The organism is Bacillus sp. 22475, from assembly GCF_052044835.1.
Taxonomy (GTDB): Bacteria; Bacillota; Bacilli; order Bacillales; family Bacillaceae_G; genus Bacillus_A; species Bacillus_A cereus.
Genome location: NZ_JBQENW010000019.1, coordinates 67,658 through 87,956, shown reverse-complemented (window position 1 = coordinate 87,956; position 20,299 = coordinate 67,658). Strand labels below are relative to the sequence as shown.

Below are 20,299 nucleotides of genomic sequence, written 5' to 3'. Positions count from 1 at the left end.
ATAATTCGATTAGATGGTACATGATTTTTCTTAGACCATTGTTGGATTGGCTTCAAAAACTTCTCTAATCCCTGCTTATTCCACATTACAGGTTTCTCTAAGTCTCCTACTTTTACTAATCCTGGATATTGATATTCTTTATTTTTCTTTTCACCTTGACTCGTTAATTCATATGGTTCATACATATGAAATGCGTAAAGCGTTTTTTTATCCTTTACTGGCTTTAAGTATTTAAAGGCCCATGGAGTAGCATATAAACCTGAATCTAAAATAACTGGTGTTTCTTGGTCTACTTCACGAATGGAATTGATCACCTTTTGATAAAATCTGTTTAAATCCGCTGTCGTTCCCTCCACTTTTGCATACCATTTCTCGTAATCTTCCGTCCAAAAATCATTATATCTATTATTTTTAGCTGTTTCTGGATGTGGTTCATTTATAATATTATAACCAACCAACGCGGGGTGATCTTTTAGTTCCAGAGCGAGGTCCTTCCAAAATTGACTTGCTTGTTCTTGATACTTCTCTTCTTCCCATATTCTGTCGTCATTCTTATTATTATTAAATTGGCGCCATCGATCACCAGGTAAGGATAACATTGTAAGAACGACTTTCATTCCTTGTGATTGTGCGGCATCTAAATCCGCCTTTAATTTTTCTAGATCTTCCTTTACTAATCCCTGATAGTTATCTGAATTACCTATCAGAAAATCCTTTCCAGAAGTATCTGGTTTATCTTCAAATAGAAAATCTTTATCTTTCGCCCATTTATCAGGTGCTAAACGAACATATTCAATATTAGCTTCTTTTGCACTTTTATAGTTTTCAGGTAATGACGTACTATTCATGAAATTAGTACCCTTTCTTTTCGAATCCCAAAAACTAATTTTTGAATCGCTCTTATGATAAGTATCAGCTCTTACATTCATTTCCTGTACTCCAAAACTCATCATGCCTAATAACGCAACAATTGGCAAAATTTTTTTCACAACTTTTCCTTCTTTCTCTTTATATTTTACACACATAACATACCTTTGTTTTGTTACAGGAATATGGCAATTCCCCAAAAATTCCTTTTAAATTTATACAGTGGTAGTTCATTCATAAAAAAAGAGATAATTAGAACGTTGCTTCATTTTCAAAGAAACAAAAAAGGAATCCTTTACGGATTCCTTTTTGCAATGCACTCTTTTTCAAATGGTACATTTTGCACCTACTTTTAGTATACCTTATAATTCCTATAAAATAAATAAGATTAACTGAAATTTACTTCAAACTGTGATAGAAAACATAATTAAGAAGCGCAGATAACTAAATATTATCCCTTTTATTAAATAAAAAAGATTAAATAATTCCCCCTCCAAACTAGGACCCTTTTACACTTTTTTTACAAATATTGTTATAGTTAGATAAACCAAATCATTACCCCATTAACAAAGAGACTCCATAATTGGAGTCCCTTTGTTAATTAGCTATTAAAAATGATAGTATGTGATTATTGTATATTTTTTCCTTTTTTAGATCTGCATATTCTTCTACGAAATCCCATAAACCTTGCTTTTCGAAGTAAGAAATACTTTTTTCACTTCTTCTAAGAGTTTAATTGCTTCATCTTCATTAAGAGAACGTAAAATATTGAAATGATATACATACTCTTCATTTCCTAATTCCATACAAACTGCTAATCCTTTTTCAAATTGCTTTAAGAATATACAAGCTGTCCCTAATGTGTTTTCACAAGAAGCAACTTTCACCTCATACCCCATTAGCCCAAAATACAAGGAATATAGATATTTATTTTACTTTCAAAGGCTGAAACCTTGCTGCATAACTATTGAAAATAAACATAAGAAAGACGTTCAAATCCATATAGATAGAACGTCTTTTCACTTTACTTTATACATATACTGATTTTTCACTTATTCATTTTGCATTGTACTTAAAAAATCCATAAATTCATCTTCATTTACAGGTTTACTGTAGTAATAGCCCTGAATTAGATAACACGCATTACGTTGTAACACTGTTAATTGTTCCTTCGTTTCTACCCCTTCTGCTATCACTTTCATGTTTAAAGTATGAGCAAGTGAAATAATGGTTTGTATAATTTCATCTCCATCAGTAGAAGTTCCGATCCTATTAACAAATTCTCTTGGAATTTTTAAAGTATCAATTGGATAAAGAGGCAGATACGCTAGTGAAGAATAACCTGTACCAAAATCGTCAATTGATAAATGTACACCATATGATTTTAATACTTTTAACTTTGATAAGGTTTCTTTTTCATCTACCATTGCTATTCGCTCTGTTAATTCCAAATCAATCGAATTAGCAGGTACTCCTATCTCTTCTATAGTAGATATCATTGTTTGAACAAAATCTTTCTGTTCAAACTCTATAGCTGATAAATTTATCCCGATCTTTAGATTTGAAAAACCCATAGAATGCCATTCTTTCAGTTGTCGACACGCTTTCTGTAACGTCCACTTCCCAATTGAAATAATCTGCGCCGTTTCTTCTGCGATAGGTATAAACTCAAAAGGAGAAATCAGCCCAAGCTCTGGATGTTGCCAGCGTATTAAAGCCTCTGCACCAATAACTTTACCTGCCTTACTATCAATTTGTGGTTGATACAATAAAAACAACTCATTATTTTCAATTGCATTTGGTAAATCCTGTTCTAATCGTAATCGACGAGTTACTTTTTGAGATAATGCCTCGTCATACATACAAACAGCATTGTTACCTTTTTCTTTTGCGCTATACATAGCGATATCAGCGTGTTGTAAAAGTGTAGTAGTATTTATTCCTCCAAATGGATACACTGCTATTCCTATACTAAGAGATAAGTAAAAACTATGCTGATTTACTACAAATGGTTCTTCAGTTATACGAAATAAAGTTTTACACAAATCCAATAGCTGTTGCTCTGTTTGGTTATGGACAATGATTGCAAACTCATCTCCACCTATTCTTGCTAGAGGAATAGTCGGTGACAGATATGTCCTAAAACGTTTGGCAACTTCTTTTAAAACTCTGTCACCAATCGAATGACCCAATGTATCATTAATGGTCTTAAAGCGATTTAAATCAATATACAGGAGCCCGAACTTATCCTGTGTTTTTTGTGCACGCTTAATGGATCTATCTAATTCTTGTTGGAAGAATATACGATTTCCAATCTCCGTCACCGTATCATGGAATGCAAGATAATTTATCTCATTCTGTTGTTGTTTCATCCTCGTTATGTCTTTTACCATTACATAACTCCCAAAGGTTTGTCCTTCTATCATAATAGGAACTATAGTGACATACCAAAAGAGGATATCCTTCTCATTGTTATTTTTCACACGTAACTGTAACGAAGATGAACTACATCGTTTCCCTTTCTTTATAGCCGATTCCAATTCAGATTTATCTTCATCTAAAAAAATAGAGAAGCACTCTTTCCCTATTAATGCAGCACTTTCTTTTCCTAATAACATACTTCCAGCCTGGTTTATATTTAATACGATACCATTTGAATCAATCGTTAAAATAGGATCTGGATGATACTCATATAAAGACTTAAATCTCTCTTGATTTTTTACCAAATCATTAGATTTGTTTATTAAATCCCTTGTTCTTTGAGATACTGTTTGTTCTAATTGATTATTAAACACTTTTAAGGTCTCGGTTAAATCTTTGTTTTGCATTCGTACAATTGTATGACGAATCAGTACAAATACAAAAGCAATACAATTTCCCGTAATTAATGTAGCTGAAGAAGTTTGTTCTTTCAAAGTAAAGCCAATTAAGACTGCAACTGCAAGATAAGGAAATATGACAAGAAGTTTCCTTCCAAATGTTGGATTGACAATGAAATAATTTCTTTTAGAAGAAGTATTCTTTGGGATTGTAGCAGCAATAGCGATAAATAATAGGAAAACTCTATACAAACACCTTAATAATATAACTGAACGATCTGACAAATCATCTTGTAAGTAAAAATATAAGTAGTCCGTAATAGCCAATCCAGTTAATACTAGAATAAAAATAAACAATTTACTTTTTGCATTGAAAATAGCAGGTCGAAAGATTAGTGTAACTCCAAGTAATAGAAGCAATAAATCTATAATCGGAAAAATAAATGAAAGAAAAACATCTCCAATTGATAAGAATAAGATATTTGCAGATGGTTTATTAAATAGGTACCACTCTAATGTAAAAATGGCAGTAACAACAATGCATAAATCACAAATTAAATATGCTTTCTCCCATTTATTACATTCCATCATAATTTTATAAAAGAACGCAAAGAGAAAGAAGAACAAGAAAAATAACAAAAATACATCAGAGATATTAAAATTTTGTATTGGTAATTCTACATTAAGTACTTGAAAAGCAGATATGAAATTCCCTATCAAGAAACACCCTATCGCAATAGTAATACAAACCCAGAATACTCCTAACTTAATTCTTCTGGATAATATAGAATACAGTAATGAGATAAATACAGTAGTTTCAACAACTAAAGATGATAGCCGGATATTAAAATCTGATACAAAATAAAGATTCGGAAAAACAAATAAAAATATAACACAAAAACTTATATAAGCTATTAAAGCCAATAGCAATACATAAAATTGCACATATGCATGTTTACGCAATGGACTCACCTTCTTGAGTTTTTTCTATACTTTTATTAAAAAGGTCTTGATAGTGGCACAACTCCTACTAATTAAAATGTGTGCAACCTATTATGTATATTATGACCTTTTTAAAAGATTTCTTTCTACATACAACAGTCTTGTTAACTTTTTGTAGATGTTTACAATTATCAATACTGAGGATTCTAAAAAGGATAAGCTGAAAAATGTAGTTTTTTAAGTATTTGCGCATCGTAAATTTGGCGGGTACAACTTATCTACTCTTTACATATGAGATAGAATCTAATCCTCTATTGAATTATAGTTAGTTGCTATCTGTCACACTTAAAAAGGAATGAAAATATACTATCTTTAAAATAGAAATTCAAATTAGTTTACGAAACTAGATGTAACTATTATAGTTACACAAAAAGTTGATGTCAATTTCATATCCTCCCTTTTAACGGACAAAAGACATGACCAATTGAACAAAAATGTGATGTTTATAAAAAGGGCGGTAAAGTTTTATCTCCTTACTCAAAGAATTATAAATGATTTAGGATTAGATGAAATTGAAGCTAATATTGCATCTCCCTAAAAAGAATGTTACTCTAAAAGCAGAATTATGAAAGGAATGATGGATGAACAATGATTAACTAATTTATATTTTAAGTTGAATTTCATAACTTCAAACTACAAAATATAGGGTTAGTCTATCCATTTTTAAAATTCAGTTCATACTTTATTTGTCATGATTCAAATGATTAATAAGTACTTATTAAGTATAGACGAAAGACTAATCCTTCCGATTACAATTGGGGGATTTTTTTATTCCCATTTATGTTAGTTGGAACTTATTAATTGTTAAATTTACCTAACAAATAAAGGAGCAAGAAAAATGAGGACTTCAGACACTATTGTTACACATGTAATGCTCTATATAAGTCGTTAATATCCATCAAACTTATATAGAGCAATTAAAAACTGGATGGATGTTCCGACTTTATATGAAACGTTTCGATATATAAAGGAGGAATTATTATGTCAATGATAAAAGTCCAAGATTTAACTTTTTCATACCCAGGTAGCTTTGATAATATTTTTGAAAGTGTAAACTTCCAAATAGATACGGATTGGAAGCTAGGATTTATTGGTAGAAATGGACGAGGTAAAACGACATTCTTTAATCTATTGTTAGGGAATTATGAGTTTGGTGGGAAAATCCTTGCTTCGGTAGAATTCAATTACTTCCCCTACTCTGTTGCAGATAAGAACAAATTCACTCATGAAATCCTTGAAGAAATTTGCCCCCAAGCAGAAGATTGGGAATTTCTGCGTGAGATATCCTATTTAAATGTTGATGCTGAGGTCATGTACAGACCATTTAAAACATTATCAAATGGGGAACAAACAAAGGTGTTGCTTGCTGCACTGTTTTTAAATGAGGATCAATTCCTATTAATTGATGAACCAACAAATCACTTAGATACTGATGCACGCAAGATAGTCTCTGCTTATCTAAGGAAGAAAAAAGGATTTATTTTAATTTCACATGACAGAATCTTTTTAGATGGGTGCGTTGACCATATCCTATCTATAAATAGAGCAAATATTGAAGTTCAAAGTGGTAACTATTCTTCTTGGAAGTTAAATTTTGATAGACAGCAAGAGCACGAAGAGGCTACAAATGAGCGTCTACAAAAAGACATAGGGAGATTAAAACAGTCTTCCAAGCGTTCAGCAAGTTGGTCACATGATGTGGAAGCTTCAAAAAATGGAACGAGGAATTCAGGCTCTAAGTTGGATAAGGGGTTTGTAGGACATAAAGCAGCCAAGATGATGAAAAGAGCAAAAAACCTTGAATCAAGGCAACAAAAAGCTATTGAAGAAAAGTCAAAATTACTAAAAAATGTGGAGAAAACTGAGTCATTAAAATTGGAACAATTACAATTTAAATCAAATGAATTGATTACTTTGGTTGATGTGTCCGTTAAGTACGATGACCAAATTGTGAATGAGTCGATTAGCTTCATAGTTGAACAAGGTGACCGAATTGTACTTGATGGAACGAATGGGAGCGGAAAAAGTAGTATCCTAAAACTAATTCTAGGACATCCGATACAGCATACAGGCTTAGTTATTTTAGGTACAGGACTCATCATTTCCTATGTCCAACAAGATACTTCTCATTTAAAGGGATCGCTATCAGACTTTATTGAACAGCACAAGATTGATGAGACCCTATTTAAATCCATCCTACGTAAGATGGACTTTGACCGAATTCAATTTGAGAAAGATATATCTCATTATTCTGGTGGACAAAAGAAAAAACTGCTTATCGCTAAAAGCTTATGTGAAAAAGCTCATATATATATATGGGATGAACCACTAAATTTTATAGATATCTATTCCCGTATGCAAATCGAAGAGCTTATTCAACAATTTAATCCCACAATGGTTATTGTTGAGCATGATAAAGTATTTCAACAAACAGTTGCAACGAAAACTATATCTATGTAGCTCAAAACGAATACTTGAAAATATAATCAGCAAATTGAGTCCTTGAACTATAAAAAGTTTAAGGACGTGTTAAAAAAAAGCCTAATTTCTCTACAATACATTGAGAAATTAGGCTTTAAATAGTAACAATAGAATTCATAAACACTGAATAATTTACACGTTAGGTTTATCTGTTAATGCAGTAACAATCCTGTTCACTAAGTCTTCTGGCATCCATTCATGATTTGTATCATTCGTTTCATTTGGCCCTAAAGAATCAATAAATTTTTTAAACTTTGGAAATAAAACAATAGAAGTAATCCAATGTATCGTATGATTTATGGAGAAGAAATGAAAAACTCCTTGCTTTTCACCCTCCTGTAATATTTCTTTTAACTGTTCAAAATTACCTATGAAATACGGTTTAATCTTTTCTAATCGTGCACTTTCCTTAATAATCTCCTCATATGCCAATGATCCAATTTCAGGGTTCTCTTTTATATGTGTAGTAAAAACCGTTAAATATTCTCTAAGGGCATTGATAGGATCAAATTGATTCTTCTCAAGAAAATTGGGTAACTCATTAGCAAGACCATATTTCTTAAACACCTCATAATATAGGTTTTCTTTCCCATTAAAATAGTAAGAGGCCATAGCAACATTCACTTTCGCTTCTTTTGCAATTTCTTGTATGCTCGTACCTTCATAGCCACGCTCTCCAAATTTTTTCTTAGCAGCCTTTAAGATATTTTCCATCGTCTGCTCTCGAGATTTCCCCATTTCACACACCTCAAATAGTATATATTTCACTTCAAAAACCCAATAAGGACTTTGAATAGAGTATCTTTTTAATGAAATTTAATTATATATTTAAAATGGTAACTTAACAACCGATGAAGTTCTGATTACTTTAAACAATATCCCCTTGCGTAGCATCAATAGCTTTCAAATACTTTACGCTCTTTTTTAATCGAGTGAAAGTATGGACAAAAAACATCTAATTTTATCTTAATTTCGTGTGCAACCAAAAAAATAATAAGGACCAAAGTTTATTTATTTTATAAATAAACTTTGGTCCTTTCGTTACATTATACAGATTTAAAATAAAGTGAAACTTTAATCAGTGGGGGTTTTGTTCATCCCCCACTGATTATTAGGTGAACCAATCGGGCTGCCCGTTAATGCGGGATAAACTAGTATAATCGTATCTTGATGAAATAATTATCCATCAATCGTCCATCATTTTCTGACTAGATCTGTTTAATCTCGATATAAGGTCCTTTAATGTTTAGTTTGTTAATATCATTAGAGATATTGCCTACAGTTGATTTTTCATTAAAAGTATAGACCTTTTCACCATTTACAAAGATACCCCAATTTTTATCTTCGTAACTGATACCATAACCAGCATTGCTAGACGTAGCTTTGAGTTGATTTCCATTCATTGAAAGAGATAATTTCCCTTTTCCTTTGTTAAGTTTATCATTCACGCTGTTGATACTATTCATTTGTTCTTCAAGGGCTTTTTGGTTATCAAGAGTAACTTGATGGTTTTTCCAGTCTAATTTATAGTGGTTCGTAAAGAATTCATTATATGTATCTTTATTATTTGTTCCCCACCATTTTGAACTTACCCATTCGATATTGTACTGATCTGAAATTCTACGATTTGTTATTTTTAAATCTGAAGTAGTTTCTGTTTTATCAGCAGTAATAACCGCTACTACGTTTGGAGAAAAACCATATCCTGTTAAAGCTGGTACTGTATCTTTTGAAACAAAATTATTCGTTCCTTCATTATAACTACGTGATTTCATAAATAGTTGATTACCATAGAAAGTATTGAATGAATCACGATTATAAATTCCCCACTCTGGGAAATTAAATGATTGGAATCCTACTTTCCAATTTAATTTTTTATCTGTGTGAGTCTCTAATACCGTTTTATAATCTACTTGATCATAAGATACACTTTCTTTCCAAGCAAAGCTACCTGTGATACTTGCATCGGCATTTGGTCCTTTATCATTTACTCCTACTTTAACACTTCCACCAAGTGTATACCCTACCTCAGAAGTGACCTTTGCTGAAGTCATTGTATTAACTGGGGCAGCTTTATGGAATTGAGCACTATCACCACTTGTTATTTCTGCTTCAGTATGATAGGCTGATGGCCATTTTAAACCTGCGTTATAGTATCCGCTATTAATTGTATATTTAGCATCTATATTACTACCATCAGTGGTAACAATTGCAATCTTTTTATCTGCGTAAGGATCCTCAATAAAAGAAACCTTTATTGAATTTTTGATATTCTGCTTCATGTCATAAGTAGTTTTAAAACTATTATATACCTTTCCACCATTTTGAAGATTTTCTACAGTTCCTTTAGAATCTGCAAATGCAAATGTTGCTTGTAAACCAAATGATCCAGACATAATAACGGACGCTACCGCAACACATTTAGCTATTTCTTTTGCTTTTTTCATACAGACAACCACTCCTTCTTAAACATTTAAAAGATATAAATATATTATTTCTAGTTCACAAAATTAGAGATAGATTCATAGCCATACAATATAGAAATTCATTAACTTTTATGACACTAACTAAAAACACATGTTTCACTAATCTTCCTCTCACTTTATTGATAACTATTATCAATATTATTAAAACATAAAGTAAAGATTTAAACAACAATTTTAAATACAAATTTAAAATTGTTGTTTAAAAAAAACACAAAAAAATTATAGAATTCTTCATTTCGAGAATTACTATATTTTCAATTACTTATTACAGCCTATATTCAGATACATTATTTCCTTTCCATTCATAATAATCTAAAATTCCTTCATAAATGGCTTCTGCTGCAATTTGTCTGCCATTTTCCGTAGATAATTTACTGTAATCAATACCATTATCTATAAACGCCAGTTCCGTCAATACAGCTGGCATGTCATTTTCTCTTATAACATGAAGGTCTCCATGTTTAACTCCTCTGTCTCGTGTTTGAAGTGCCTCTACTAAACGTGTTTGAATTTTTTCTGCTAAAACACGACTTTCTTCCACATGAGGATTTGTTTTTTCGGATTTAGAAGATTTATAGTAATATGTTTCTGTCCCTTTTGCATTACCATTAAAAGCATTTGCATGTACGCTTATAAAGATATCACCCTGATTTTTCTTAGCAAATTTAACACGTTCCTGTAAAGAACTTTTTTGATCATGTCCTGGTCTATTATCAGATTGACGAGTTAATAAAACTGTAAATGGTGTATGCTTTTCAAGTAATTGTTGTAGACGTAAAGAAGTGTCTAGTACAATCTTACTTTCAGGTAATCCCTTTGTGGATTTCCCAGGATCTTCGCCACCATGTCCAGGATCAATAATGATTGTTTTACTTTCTAATGGGTTTTTTGGACGATGTTGCATCATATCTGTTTTTGCAGTAAGTTGAGCAGCTTCAGCACGTGTTATAAATCTATTTGGTTGCCAACCGTTCTCAGTACCATTGGAAATTTTCAAACCGATTAAAATATTGGCATATTTTTCTCCCCAATGCCCTTTTAAATCTTCAAATTTAACCTGCTCGTTATGATTTGGTGTGCTTTGTAGTTTATATGCATTTACTAGCATCGTAGCCATAGCAGCGCGAGTTACTTTTCCGGATGGATTGAAGATTCCATTACCCTCACCTTTAACAATACCAGCTTTTTCAGCAGCAGCAATATACGGAGTAGCCCAGTGGTTTTGTGAATCTGTAAATGATGGTTTTGCATTAGAGTCAATTTTTATACCTAAAACTTTTGTCATAATTTTTGTAGCCGAAGCTCTGTCTAATGAGTCATTTGAACCGAAAGTTCCGTCTGGATAACCATTCAATACCTGTTTATCAACTAAATAATTAACGGATTTGTCCGCCCATGCAGGAACATCTGGGAACTTATGAGTATTTGCAAATGTATTAGATGAATAGGATAATAGACTTCCAGCAAGAATTCCTGTAGCAATTAATTTGTATTTCAAAATGTAACACCTCTATCAATTTATTACAATTTGGTAAATATATCATTTATAATTAATCTTTAAATAATACGACTTTGAATAAAGAATAGATCATGTTGTTTATATCACTATATATCGTACAACAAATTTACAATCGAACTATTACTCCAAAAATAATCCTCGGACATACACTTATAGATAGAGATTATTAAATATACTTACCAACATTGTGTAACCAGTATAGTTACTTATACATACAAGTGTCAATTAAAATAACCTTACAATTTTGTAAGATAACCACCTTAATAGTAAACCAAGTAATTATTAAATAATATAAATAGTTACTAGATATAATAAAATAACAACCTTAAATTTTGAACAAAGACTAATTATTTTGATAGGAAAATAACTTATAACACCAACATTTTTAACAATGCTTTTGAATCCTACTTTACTCTATAATTCTCTGTTATATTCCAACGTGAATGCTCCTATAATATAGTCAATTGCTGCAATGAATACTACAACTTATAACATTGTATTCCCTCAAAAAACATCTCTAGACGCCACCTAAAGTAGCCTTTATTAATACATTCACACAATCCATCTTTTCATTCCCTTAAGACATCCTCAAATTTTACAAGGAATGAAAAAAGAAGAGGGATACCTTCCCTCTTCACCAAAAAAATTAAAAAACACCTTAATTTATATACCCTGCCTTTTACAATCTCACGTCTATCGATAGCCAGTTTAATTCTTCAATTCTATTTTCATAGATTCATGTATTCTTCTAAAGTCTGCTTTTGTTTATATATATTTTCAGCAATATCTCCTACATAGCGAATATGCCAAGGTTCATATGCATAACCTGTAATACTTTCCTTCCCCTTAGGATAACGAATGATAAACCCTTCACGATGCGCGTTTTCTTTCAGCCATTTTCCTTCCTTCGTATTAGCAAAGGATAACTCTAGTTCATTGTTCGCACTTTTAGAAGAAACATCCATTGTTAACCCTGTTTGATGTTCGCTATGTCCTGGTTTTGCCGAGAAGCGATCCGTATGCTCTTGTCCTTTTCTTTTCACATTGTTTGCATACAGTCGTTGTTGATAGCCATAGGAACGAAATCCCGAAACAGCATTTAACTGAATCCCCTCCTGCTTTGCTAAATCAAATAATTTTTCCAGTGCTTCTGCCGCCTCTTTACGGAGGTGGCTCTTTTCTACCGTTCCACTAAATGAGAATGGCACATTTGGTACAACTAAATCCTCTGGTTTATAGTCTTCGGGTAACCCATATTCCTTATTAACTACAGCCTGTATACTAGCAAAAGAACTTTTTTTGTATTTTGATTGCCCTTTTCCTCTACTATCTTTCTCTTTATTTATGGAGTTTTCACGAGATTCATAATTCGTCTTATCTGGTTCTTTACCAATAGATTGATTGGTGTAAATTATAAAGATACCTAACATCATAATTACACAAATGAAAATCCCTACTAATTTAAGTCTCATTATTCATTTCCTTCCTGCAACTCTTACTGTTTCTCGTTCATAATATCTCAACCATATCAAATTCATATTAATTTGAAGTGAACTTTTGTTCTTACCATATTTCTTAATAGAAAGACTGTATATCCTTCTATTTGTTTGACATCATTAAGATGCTCACATATATATATAAATTCTATTCCTACATATAGATAAAAAATCCAAAAATTTATATAATGAGATTAGAAGTGTAGCATATTATTATTGAAGGGTCTTGGTATAATGCTAGGCATTAATGTAAAAAAAACAAATGAAGAGTTAATTATTTCATGGCAATTGGCGGAGATTACAATTCCATTACGTGATGTGATTGAGGTTACCGAAGATGCTACCTATGCTGGTATTGAAGAAGTAGATGTAATACGTATTGGAACAGCTTATGGGACAACAGAACGTATTTTAATTAAAACAGTAAAACAAAATTATGTACTATTTACTACAAATAAAGTTGCGATTTTAAATGCCATTCACGCTTAAATATAGGAGTCTTCTTGGCTAAAATGATAAAAATAAGCACATCTTGTTATAAAAACAGATGTGCTTATTTTTTAATTTCTATGCATTTTTACGTTTCAAGAAAATAACTCCACCAACAATTAACAGTAATGCGCCTGCAGCCATAGAGATCCAACTTGTAAGATTAGTACCTGTTTGTGGTAACCATCCAATTTTAGATTGAATTTCTTGCTTAGGTTGTGGTTGTTCTTTTACTTGCTCGTTAGGCTGCTCTGGTGTTGGAGTATTTTCATCTGAATTTGGCTGTTCTGGTTTAGGTTGTTCCGGCTTTACCTCTTTAAATTTCACTGTTTGTCCCTTATCTTCAATTTCAGCGTGAATAGCTACTAATATATTATCTTGATACAGTTCTTCAAATACTACTACTTCTTTACCTTGTAATGCAGAAGCATTAAATGTGAAATCTAGTGTGATAGAACCATTCTTCTCTTTAGCAATAAACTTAGACTCTACTGTTACTTCTTTTCCATCAACTAATAATGGCTTGTTTGTTGCTTTATCCATCAGTTTACCTTTTACAACATACTCTTTACCCACGATTAAGTCTTTGTATTCCACTTTATCTTGGATTGTTACAGATTTAGAAGCGTCTAACTCTTTAGAACCATCAGCTTTGTTTGTTGCTGTCGTTTTAATAGAAGGTTCTACAAATCGAACTGTTTGACCTACATCGTTAATGTCAGCATGTGTTGCAATTACTTGACCTTCATGTAATAAGTCTTCAAACACGACTACTTCTCTTCCTTGCTGTTCAGCACCAACAAAAGTAAAGTCTAATGTTACAAAACCGTTCTTTTCTTTTGCAGTAAACTTCGTTTCAGCTGTTACTTCTTTTCCATCAATTAATAATGGTTTGTTAATAGCTTTGTTCATTAGTTTACCTTTTACAGTGTACTCTTTACCTACAACTAAGTTAGTATACTCCACTTTGTCTTGAATAGTGATAGAATCCTTTGAATGAATCTCTTTTCCACCATCAGCTTTGTTTGTTGCTGTCGTTTTTACTGATGGCTTAACGAACTTAACTGTTTGACCTTTATCATTGATATCAGCATGTGTTGTAACAATTTTTCCTTCTTTCAATAACTCTTCGAATACTACTACCTCTTTTTCTTCTAAACCAGTTGCATCAAATGTGAAGTCTAATGTAATAGAACCATTTGCTTCTTTTGGTGTAAATTTCGTTTCAGCTGTTACTTCTTTACCATTTACAACTAATGGTTTATTAGTCTCTTTATTCATTAATTTACCTTTTAATGTGTATTCTTTACCTACTTGTAGGTCTTTGTATTCCACTTTATCTTGGATTGTTACAGACTTAGACGTGTGCATTTCTTTTGTACCATCTGTTTTATCAGTAGCTGTTGTTTTTATTGAAGGAATCTTTTCATCTTTGACAATGTGTTTAATGATTTGACCATTCTCTTTAATTTCAAAAGAGAACGTTTCTTCATTTAATACATAACCTTTTGGTGCAACAGTTTCTTTATATGTGTATTTTCCAAATGGTAACTTTTCAAATTTAGCGATTCCTTTATCGTCTGTTTTTCCTTTTACTACTTCTTTTCCTGCTTCGTTATAAATCGTAAATTCTGCATTTGGAAGCTTGTTATTTCCATCAGCTACATCTACCTTTGTAATTTCTAGATCACCTTTGATAAGATGATTAACTGCCAATAACTCAATAATCTTTCCATGTTCCTTTATTTCGAACACAATTGGTTCTTTAACAAGAACGTAACCATTTGGAGAAGCCTTTTCTACAAATGAATATTTACCATACGCTAAATCTTTGACGTTAATCTCGCCATTTTTATCTGTCTTATATTCCCCAACTACTTTTCCACTTTCATCTTTCAATTCAAATACTGCACCTTCTAATTTTTTACTAATATCTTCATTATCTACTTTTAGTAATTTTACACTACCTTTCACTTCGGTATTTTCCACTGTAAAAGTAAGTGTTTTATTGTGCTCTTTAATTTCAAAAGGATACTTTGTTTTATTTCCAATATATCCATTAGGTGTTTTTGTCTCTAAGAAATAATATTTACCATACGTAAGACCTTCAACGTTTGCAATTCCATTTTCTTTTGTTACTACTTTTTTCACTTCTTTTCCATCTTCAGTGAAGACTGTGAATTCAACATTTGGTAACATCTTTCCTGAATCACTAAGCTTTTTAATTTCGATGTTACCTTTTACTTTGTTATTTACTATTTGGACAGCTCCTGTTTCTCCTGTCTTAACTTCAATAGTTTGTGGTTTATCATCTGAAACATAGCCTGTTGGTGCTTTAATTTCTTTTAATGTGTAAGTACCAATTGGTAAGTTGTTTAATTCTGCCATACCATCAGCACCAGTCGTGATTTTTCCGACTGATTCATTATTTGCATTAAAGACCTCAAATACTGCACCAGCTAAAACTTCTCCATTTTCTCCAACCTTTTTAATTTTTAAAGAACCAGCTGCTTCCCAATTTACTGCAAGATCACTACTAAGCTTTTCTTCATTTCTCTCTAATAGTACTGTAGCGTTCTGAACAGTATCCGTACCACGGTAAGCAATTGCTTGAACTTTAGTTAAATTAGCAGCAACACTTAAATTAAATTCACCCGTTTTTGTATTCTTAGGAATTTGGATACGAAATTTTTCTCCAACTGAAAGCTGATCTTTCACTTCTCCATTTTCACTAACAATTCTAACTCCATTAGGTGCATTTTCCGCTACTATCTTATAAGAACCACTCTTAGCATTTGTTTGTACTGAATATAAATTTGTTTCGAAGAATTCACCCTTTAATTCTGCTTTTTGCTTTTCAGCAGGAATCACATTCATAAAAACATCTTGAGTCTCTTCACTATTATTAGCATTACTAATAATAGCCTTAGCTGCTTTTTCAACATTTTTATTCTCATGTTTTAATTCATTTACATCGAGTTGACCTAATGCATTCCAAACCGCAAGTTGCGTTGCATAATGCGCTTCATTTTTATTAGCTACTCCCAGCTGTTCAGCACTTTTTTGCGGGAAACCATTTAATAAGACTCTATATACTACATTATCTGTTTTCCCCATTTCAGGAAGATCTTCACCATTTGGTGATTTTAATCCAAGGGTTAAGCAATAAGCAATTTGACCACTTGAATTTTTAATCATTTCAGTGCGAATGTACTTACCTAGACTATTACTATAACTCCAGTCCATTGAATATTTCTCATGCGTCATAACCTCTGCACTAGCCCTAGGTAAAAATACATTAAGGAATAATGCCAGTACTGATAATAATGTAAAAACTCTTATAATGACTCTCTTACCCAATTTTGTAACCTCCCTAGAATAAATTAATCCGAGTATATATCGCAATATCTAAAACATTCACGATCGACCCATTTATCATTATAAAACAATAAATTACAAATATTAAATGATTTTAATAAAATAGTCAAAAAATTTACACATTTTATTATTTATCAAGTTTTTTAACGAATTTACTATATACAAATTCTAAAACACACCTACAATTTAAAAGACAAATATGTATGTTAAATATATAAATAGCAATTCTTTTGCTCCAGTTATTAAGCTTTCCCCCTATTAAAAATCGCCTTTTCATTTTCTTGTTAACCTGAGTAATTTATACACCTCTTTTAATCTATTACACTCCTCCATTTAAATATAAAGGTGACTTCTCGTTCAAATAATAAAGTGAAACTTTAATCCGTCCGATTCCCACCTAACTTCTTTGCTTTCATTGAATTTTTGAGCGGGAGTCTTACTCCCCAAAAATAGTTGGATATATTATGCAATATTGCATTTGATAATCATTTTCATTGTAACTATAATGATTACATGATTACTATTAATCCAATATTCTACATGGAGGTTTTATTATGTTTAAAAAAATTATTGTATCTTCTATGGCGCTTACTATGTTCGGTGGAACTGCAACTATGCTAGAGGCACCTACTGCTCAAGCAGCTTCTTATAACTCAACGTCATCCTCTTACTTTGATGTCACTCCTGAAGAGGCCGTGGCTTTTTATCAATCTCAAGACTATAAAAAATTAAAAGTATTTTTGGATGACTTTGAAGCTAGAAACCCTTATACTCCAGGTGGAGGGTACGCTCAAGGGAGTGTACGTATGCAAAAATTCAACGATGCTCTTAGAGATGCCAAATTAACAAATGTCTACCAAGAATTTATTAGAATCTCATACTACAATCATTATCCAGAACCAAAATAATAACAACGGATTAAATGTTTATTATTTCTATAACTTAGCCTAATTTTAAATGTATAACCTAAAAATAATTACTAAAACCACTCATATAAGGGTGGTTTTTCTATTTCCCCATATAATTTAGCGGAATGTTACATCATCTTTATTTTGATATCTTTTATAGTAGACATTCTCTCGTTGACACAATCTAGTAGGTTAGCAATGGAAATATCAAAATGTATTTATAATTGTTTTCTGTTTAATAGCAAAAAACAAACACCCTCTCACAATTAGATAAGGTGCTCGTTTTCATTTTTATCGGTAATTCTCAATTCAATTTAGCTTCTTTCCAATAAGTAAAGATTAAATTAACTTAAAAGCAAAGCGTTTTACATTTAATTCATAGATCTTACTGAAACTTGGAATTGCCCCTTAGAACCATCATCATTTGAAACGTAAATTTTATATGTTCCATTCGGTAATGGAGATAAAGCATTCCGTACATTTGTAACATTAATTTGTTGTTCTCCAGGTTTTATATAACCACCAACAATTAGCTCTGTATTTGGACCTTTTACACTATATCCCATTGTATTTTGACCATTATTTTTCATAGAGAAGCTTAAGTCAGTACTCCCATCATATACGAAAGAAGTTTCAGCCTCGCCACTATAATCCATTGTTTGGGTTAATAATAAGTCTGCAGAAACATGTTCAACTACATGAATTGGATCATTCGTTTTGTGTACTTCTTCAGCATAAGTATTATTCCCTAACACACCAAGTGTTAATGCCGAAACTACCCCACAACTAAGCACTAGTTTATTTAACTTCATTTTAAGTTCCCCCTTGATGTTTGTATTCTATTACCATCATACATCCTTTTCCAAGTGCGTTTTTATGTAATGATTCATATCTATAAACCTATATATTTTAACTTTTCACCTTAATAGTTATTGAGAAACCCACATAGATAAAGCTACAATATTACGCTTCATAAAAAACATTTAAATTTTAAAGTCTTTTTCTAACAAAGTTTTATACGAGTAAGTACCAAAATACTCAAATAAATAGCATTTCTATTTCAGATAAAATGTACTAATAAAATTTTTCTAAAATTTCACTTTGTAATTTGATATATTCCATGTTAATATAACGAAGGCTACAAAACAGGAGTCACCACGCATATCATTTTCACAGAATATTCATACTTAAAAAACCTTATTTTATCAGTAACTCAATCCCAATTTTACCTATACAAAAGTTAGTTTATAATTTCATATGTACATAAATTTAAATAGATTTTTTCTATTTTCCTTATCAATTTTAATACGAGTAATATAACAGTATTTTTCAAGTACCCTTCCTTTTTTAGATAAAAAGTCTACTAATACTAAACATCTATGTCCAACTCATACATAATTCTACTTACAAACTATTGGAGATGCAAAACTATGGGAATTTCTACTCTTTTATTAAATACCTTTATTATAATAATTTGTATCCTTAGCTATCACGTATTTTGGCTAGAGTTTAAAGAAAAAAAAACATGTAATAATATGTTATTTTCTATCCTTTCCTCCATTGCTATTATTTTTTGTATGACTTTTCCTTTTCATTTACATGTGGGATTTATTTATGATTTACGTTTTATTCCTATAATATTAGTTTTTCTATATGGAAATACAAAAAAAATTGTTTTTATAGGAATTTTATATCTTTCTTATCGGTTTTACTTAGGCGGAAATGGCGTTCTTCCATCATTTATTATCTTCACTATTATTTTTGGTATAACAATGCTCTTTCGTTACTTATTACCTATGTATGTTAAAGAAAAAAAAGTATTATTAAGCTTATTCCTTATTTTAGTATGTACAACTTCCCTTTCTATTTGCGGTATTGTAACTCAAATAAATACAGGAGGGAAAATAGACTCTACTCTCATAGAATTTTTATTAAATTACATAATCATTAATATTTTCACAGTATTATTATCAGTTTATTTAATAGAGGGAATGATCGAGAAATATAAAATGAAAGAAAAGCTACAACGGGCTGAAAAATTTTATATAGCTAGCGAACTAGCAGCGTCAATTGCACACGAAATCCACAATCCACTAACCACAGTACATGGATTCACTCAATTATTAAATGAAAAACATGCCTCAAAGCTATCTCAGGATCAATACTTAGAAATCATGTTAATTGAAATGCAGCAAATACAATCTACTATTAATAACTATTTATCTTTAACCAAACCACAGAACACCCTAAAAGAGAAAATAGATATTAATCACATTTTAAATCAGGTGAAAGATACTATTTCGCCACTCGCTCTATCATACAAAGTTGAAATCAAACAAAATAGTACAGATTCCTTTTATATAAACGGGGACCCCGAAAAATTCAAACTCTGTCTAAACAACATCATCCAAAACGGAATTGAGGCTATGAAAAATGGTGGATTATTACAAATAAATATACAAAAAGTAAAAGGAAATATCATAATTGATATTATTGATTCAGGAATTGGGATGTCATCTCAACAAATAAAACGAATTGCTTTGCCATTCTATTCAACAACAGAAAAAGGAACTGGGCTTGGTACTATGATTGCTTATAGTATTATTAAAGAATTAAACGGAGATATAGAAATAGAGAGTAACTTAGGTAAAGGGACACGCTTTTCTATTAGTATCCCTTGCTAATGCGATAAAAATTTTCTGTTTAGTTAATTACATAAGCGAATTTTAAGAATCCCGCTAGCTAGCTTACTTATTAATTATCTTAAATTTATGTGTGTTAATTAAAACTAATAAGGATCAGAGCTTATCTATTGTTACAGATATACTCTGATCCTTTAGTTTAATTCAATTAA

13 protein-coding genes are annotated in these 20,299 nt (G+C 31.2%); 4 read left to right on the top strand and 9 right to left on the bottom strand.

The genetic code is table 11. From position 1 onward, the window contains the following. From ACTJJY_RS23420 to ACTJJY_RS23410, 3 genes are all read right to left on the bottom strand, one after another. Positions 1-1,025, bottom strand: a 1,025-nt coding sequence (locus ACTJJY_RS23420; protein WP_440606681.1) for a glycoside hydrolase family 5 protein, incomplete at its 3' end; no start/stop codon positions are given. Between the two features lie 510 nt (positions 1,026-1,535). Next, entirely contained in the window at positions 1,536-1,766 is a 231-nt protein-coding gene (locus ACTJJY_RS23415; RefSeq protein ID WP_063548262.1) for a hypothetical protein, read from the bottom strand. Between the two features lie 153 nt (positions 1,767-1,919). Beyond that, complete coding sequence (locus ACTJJY_RS23410; RefSeq protein WP_440606680.1) at positions 1,920-4,649, bottom strand: EAL domain-containing protein; 2,730 nt, start codon at positions 4,647-4,649, stop codon at positions 1,920-1,922. Between the two features lie 1,020 nt (positions 4,650-5,669). Between ACTJJY_RS23410 and ACTJJY_RS23405 the strand changes: the two genes are divergently transcribed. After that, the gene (locus ACTJJY_RS23405; RefSeq protein WP_440606679.1) at positions 5,670-7,148 is read left to right on the top strand and encodes an Lsa family ABC-F type ribosomal protection protein; all 1,479 of its coding nucleotides are present in this window, start codon (positions 5,670-5,672) and stop codon (positions 7,146-7,148) included. A gap of 153 nt (positions 7,149-7,301) precedes the next feature. On the opposite strand, the gene hlyIIR is transcribed toward ACTJJY_RS23405, so the two are convergent. The 4 genes from hlyIIR to ACTJJY_RS23385 all read right to left on the bottom strand — a co-directional run bounded on the left by hlyIIR (position 7,302) and on the right by ACTJJY_RS23385 (position 12,646). Further along, the gene (gene hlyIIR, locus ACTJJY_RS23400) at positions 7,302-7,907 is read right to left on the bottom strand and encodes a hemolysin II regulator HlyIIR (protein WP_016080734.1); all 606 of its coding nucleotides are present in this window, start codon (positions 7,905-7,907) and stop codon (positions 7,302-7,304) included. 470 nt (positions 7,908-8,377) lie between these two features. Then, positions 8,378-9,616, bottom strand: a complete 1,239-nt coding sequence (gene hlyII, locus ACTJJY_RS23395) for a hemolysin II HlyII (RefSeq protein ID WP_153581194.1) — start codon at positions 9,614-9,616, stop codon at positions 8,378-8,380. Positions 9,617-9,920: 304 nt separating this feature from the next. Next, positions 9,921-11,153: an N-acetylmuramoyl-L-alanine amidase gene (locus ACTJJY_RS23390; protein WP_440606678.1), complete on the bottom strand. Its 1,233-nt coding sequence runs from the start codon at positions 11,151-11,153 to the stop codon at positions 9,921-9,923. A gap of 749 nt (positions 11,154-11,902) precedes the next feature. Further along, the gene (locus tag ACTJJY_RS23385; protein WP_440606677.1) at positions 11,903-12,646 is read right to left on the bottom strand and encodes a M15 family metallopeptidase; all 744 of its coding nucleotides are present in this window, start codon (positions 12,644-12,646) and stop codon (positions 11,903-11,905) included. A 258-nt stretch (positions 12,647-12,904) separates the two neighbouring features. Here ACTJJY_RS23385 and ACTJJY_RS23380 point away from each other — a divergent pair, with 258 nt between their 5' ends. Further along, positions 12,905-13,159, top strand: a complete 255-nt coding sequence (locus tag ACTJJY_RS23380; RefSeq protein WP_440606676.1) for a SunI/YnzG family protein — start codon at positions 12,905-12,907, stop codon at positions 13,157-13,159. 78 nt (positions 13,160-13,237) lie between these two features. Here ACTJJY_RS23380 and ACTJJY_RS23375 read toward each other — a convergent pair whose 3' ends face one another. Continuing rightward, entirely contained in the window at positions 13,238-16,519 is a 3,282-nt protein-coding gene (locus ACTJJY_RS23375; protein WP_440606675.1) for a VaFE repeat-containing surface-anchored protein, read from the bottom strand. A gap of 572 nt (positions 16,520-17,091) precedes the next feature. Between ACTJJY_RS23375 and ACTJJY_RS23370 the strand changes: the two genes are divergently transcribed. Beyond that, positions 17,092-17,445, top strand: coding sequence for a hypothetical protein (locus ACTJJY_RS23370; RefSeq protein WP_230641380.1), 354 nt, complete (start codon positions 17,092-17,094; stop codon positions 17,443-17,445). A 371-nt stretch (positions 17,446-17,816) separates the two neighbouring features. Here the strand turns inward: ACTJJY_RS23370 and ACTJJY_RS23365 are convergent, their stop codons facing one another. Beyond that, positions 17,817-18,257: a hypothetical protein gene (locus ACTJJY_RS23365; protein ID WP_000773517.1), complete on the bottom strand. Its 441-nt coding sequence runs from the start codon at positions 18,255-18,257 to the stop codon at positions 17,817-17,819. Positions 18,258-18,875: 618 nt separating this feature from the next. Here ACTJJY_RS23365 and ACTJJY_RS23360 point away from each other — a divergent pair. Further along, complete coding sequence (locus ACTJJY_RS23360) at positions 18,876-20,129, top strand: ATP-binding protein (protein ID WP_440606674.1); 1,254 nt, start codon at positions 18,876-18,878, stop codon at positions 20,127-20,129. The last annotated feature ends 170 nt before the right edge of the window (positions 20,130-20,299 follow it).

Excerpts from the sequence above, each read along its gene's own strand:
- ACTJJY_RS23415 (WP_063548262.1), bottom strand. The coding sequence starts at position 1,766 with ATGGGGTATGAGGTGAAAGTTGCTTCTTGTGAAAACACATTAGGGACA.
- ACTJJY_RS23405 (WP_440606679.1), top strand. The coding sequence starts at position 5,670 with ATGTCAATGATAAAAGTCCAAGATTTAACTTTTTCATACCCAGGTAGC.
- hlyIIR (WP_016080734.1), bottom strand. The coding sequence starts at position 7,907 with ATGGGGAAATCTCGAGAGCAGACGATGGAAAATATCTTAAAGGCTGCT.
- hlyII (WP_153581194.1), bottom strand. The coding sequence starts at position 9,616 with ATGAAAAAAGCAAAAGAAATAGCTAAATGTGTTGCGGTAGCGTCCGTT.
- ACTJJY_RS23385 (WP_440606677.1), bottom strand. The coding sequence starts at position 12,646 with ATGAGACTTAAATTAGTAGGGATTTTCATTTGTGTAATTATGATGTTA.
- ACTJJY_RS23380 (WP_440606676.1), top strand. The coding sequence starts at position 12,905 with ATGCTAGGCATTAATGTAAAAAAAACAAATGAAGAGTTAATTATTTCA.
- ACTJJY_RS23370 (WP_230641380.1), top strand. The coding sequence starts at position 17,092 with ATGTTTAAAAAAATTATTGTATCTTCTATGGCGCTTACTATGTTCGGT.
- ACTJJY_RS23365 (WP_000773517.1), bottom strand. The coding sequence starts at position 18,257 with ATGAAGTTAAATAAACTAGTGCTTAGTTGTGGGGTAGTTTCGGCATTA.
- ACTJJY_RS23360 (WP_440606674.1), top strand. The coding sequence starts at position 18,876 with ATGGGAATTTCTACTCTTTTATTAAATACCTTTATTATAATAATTTGT.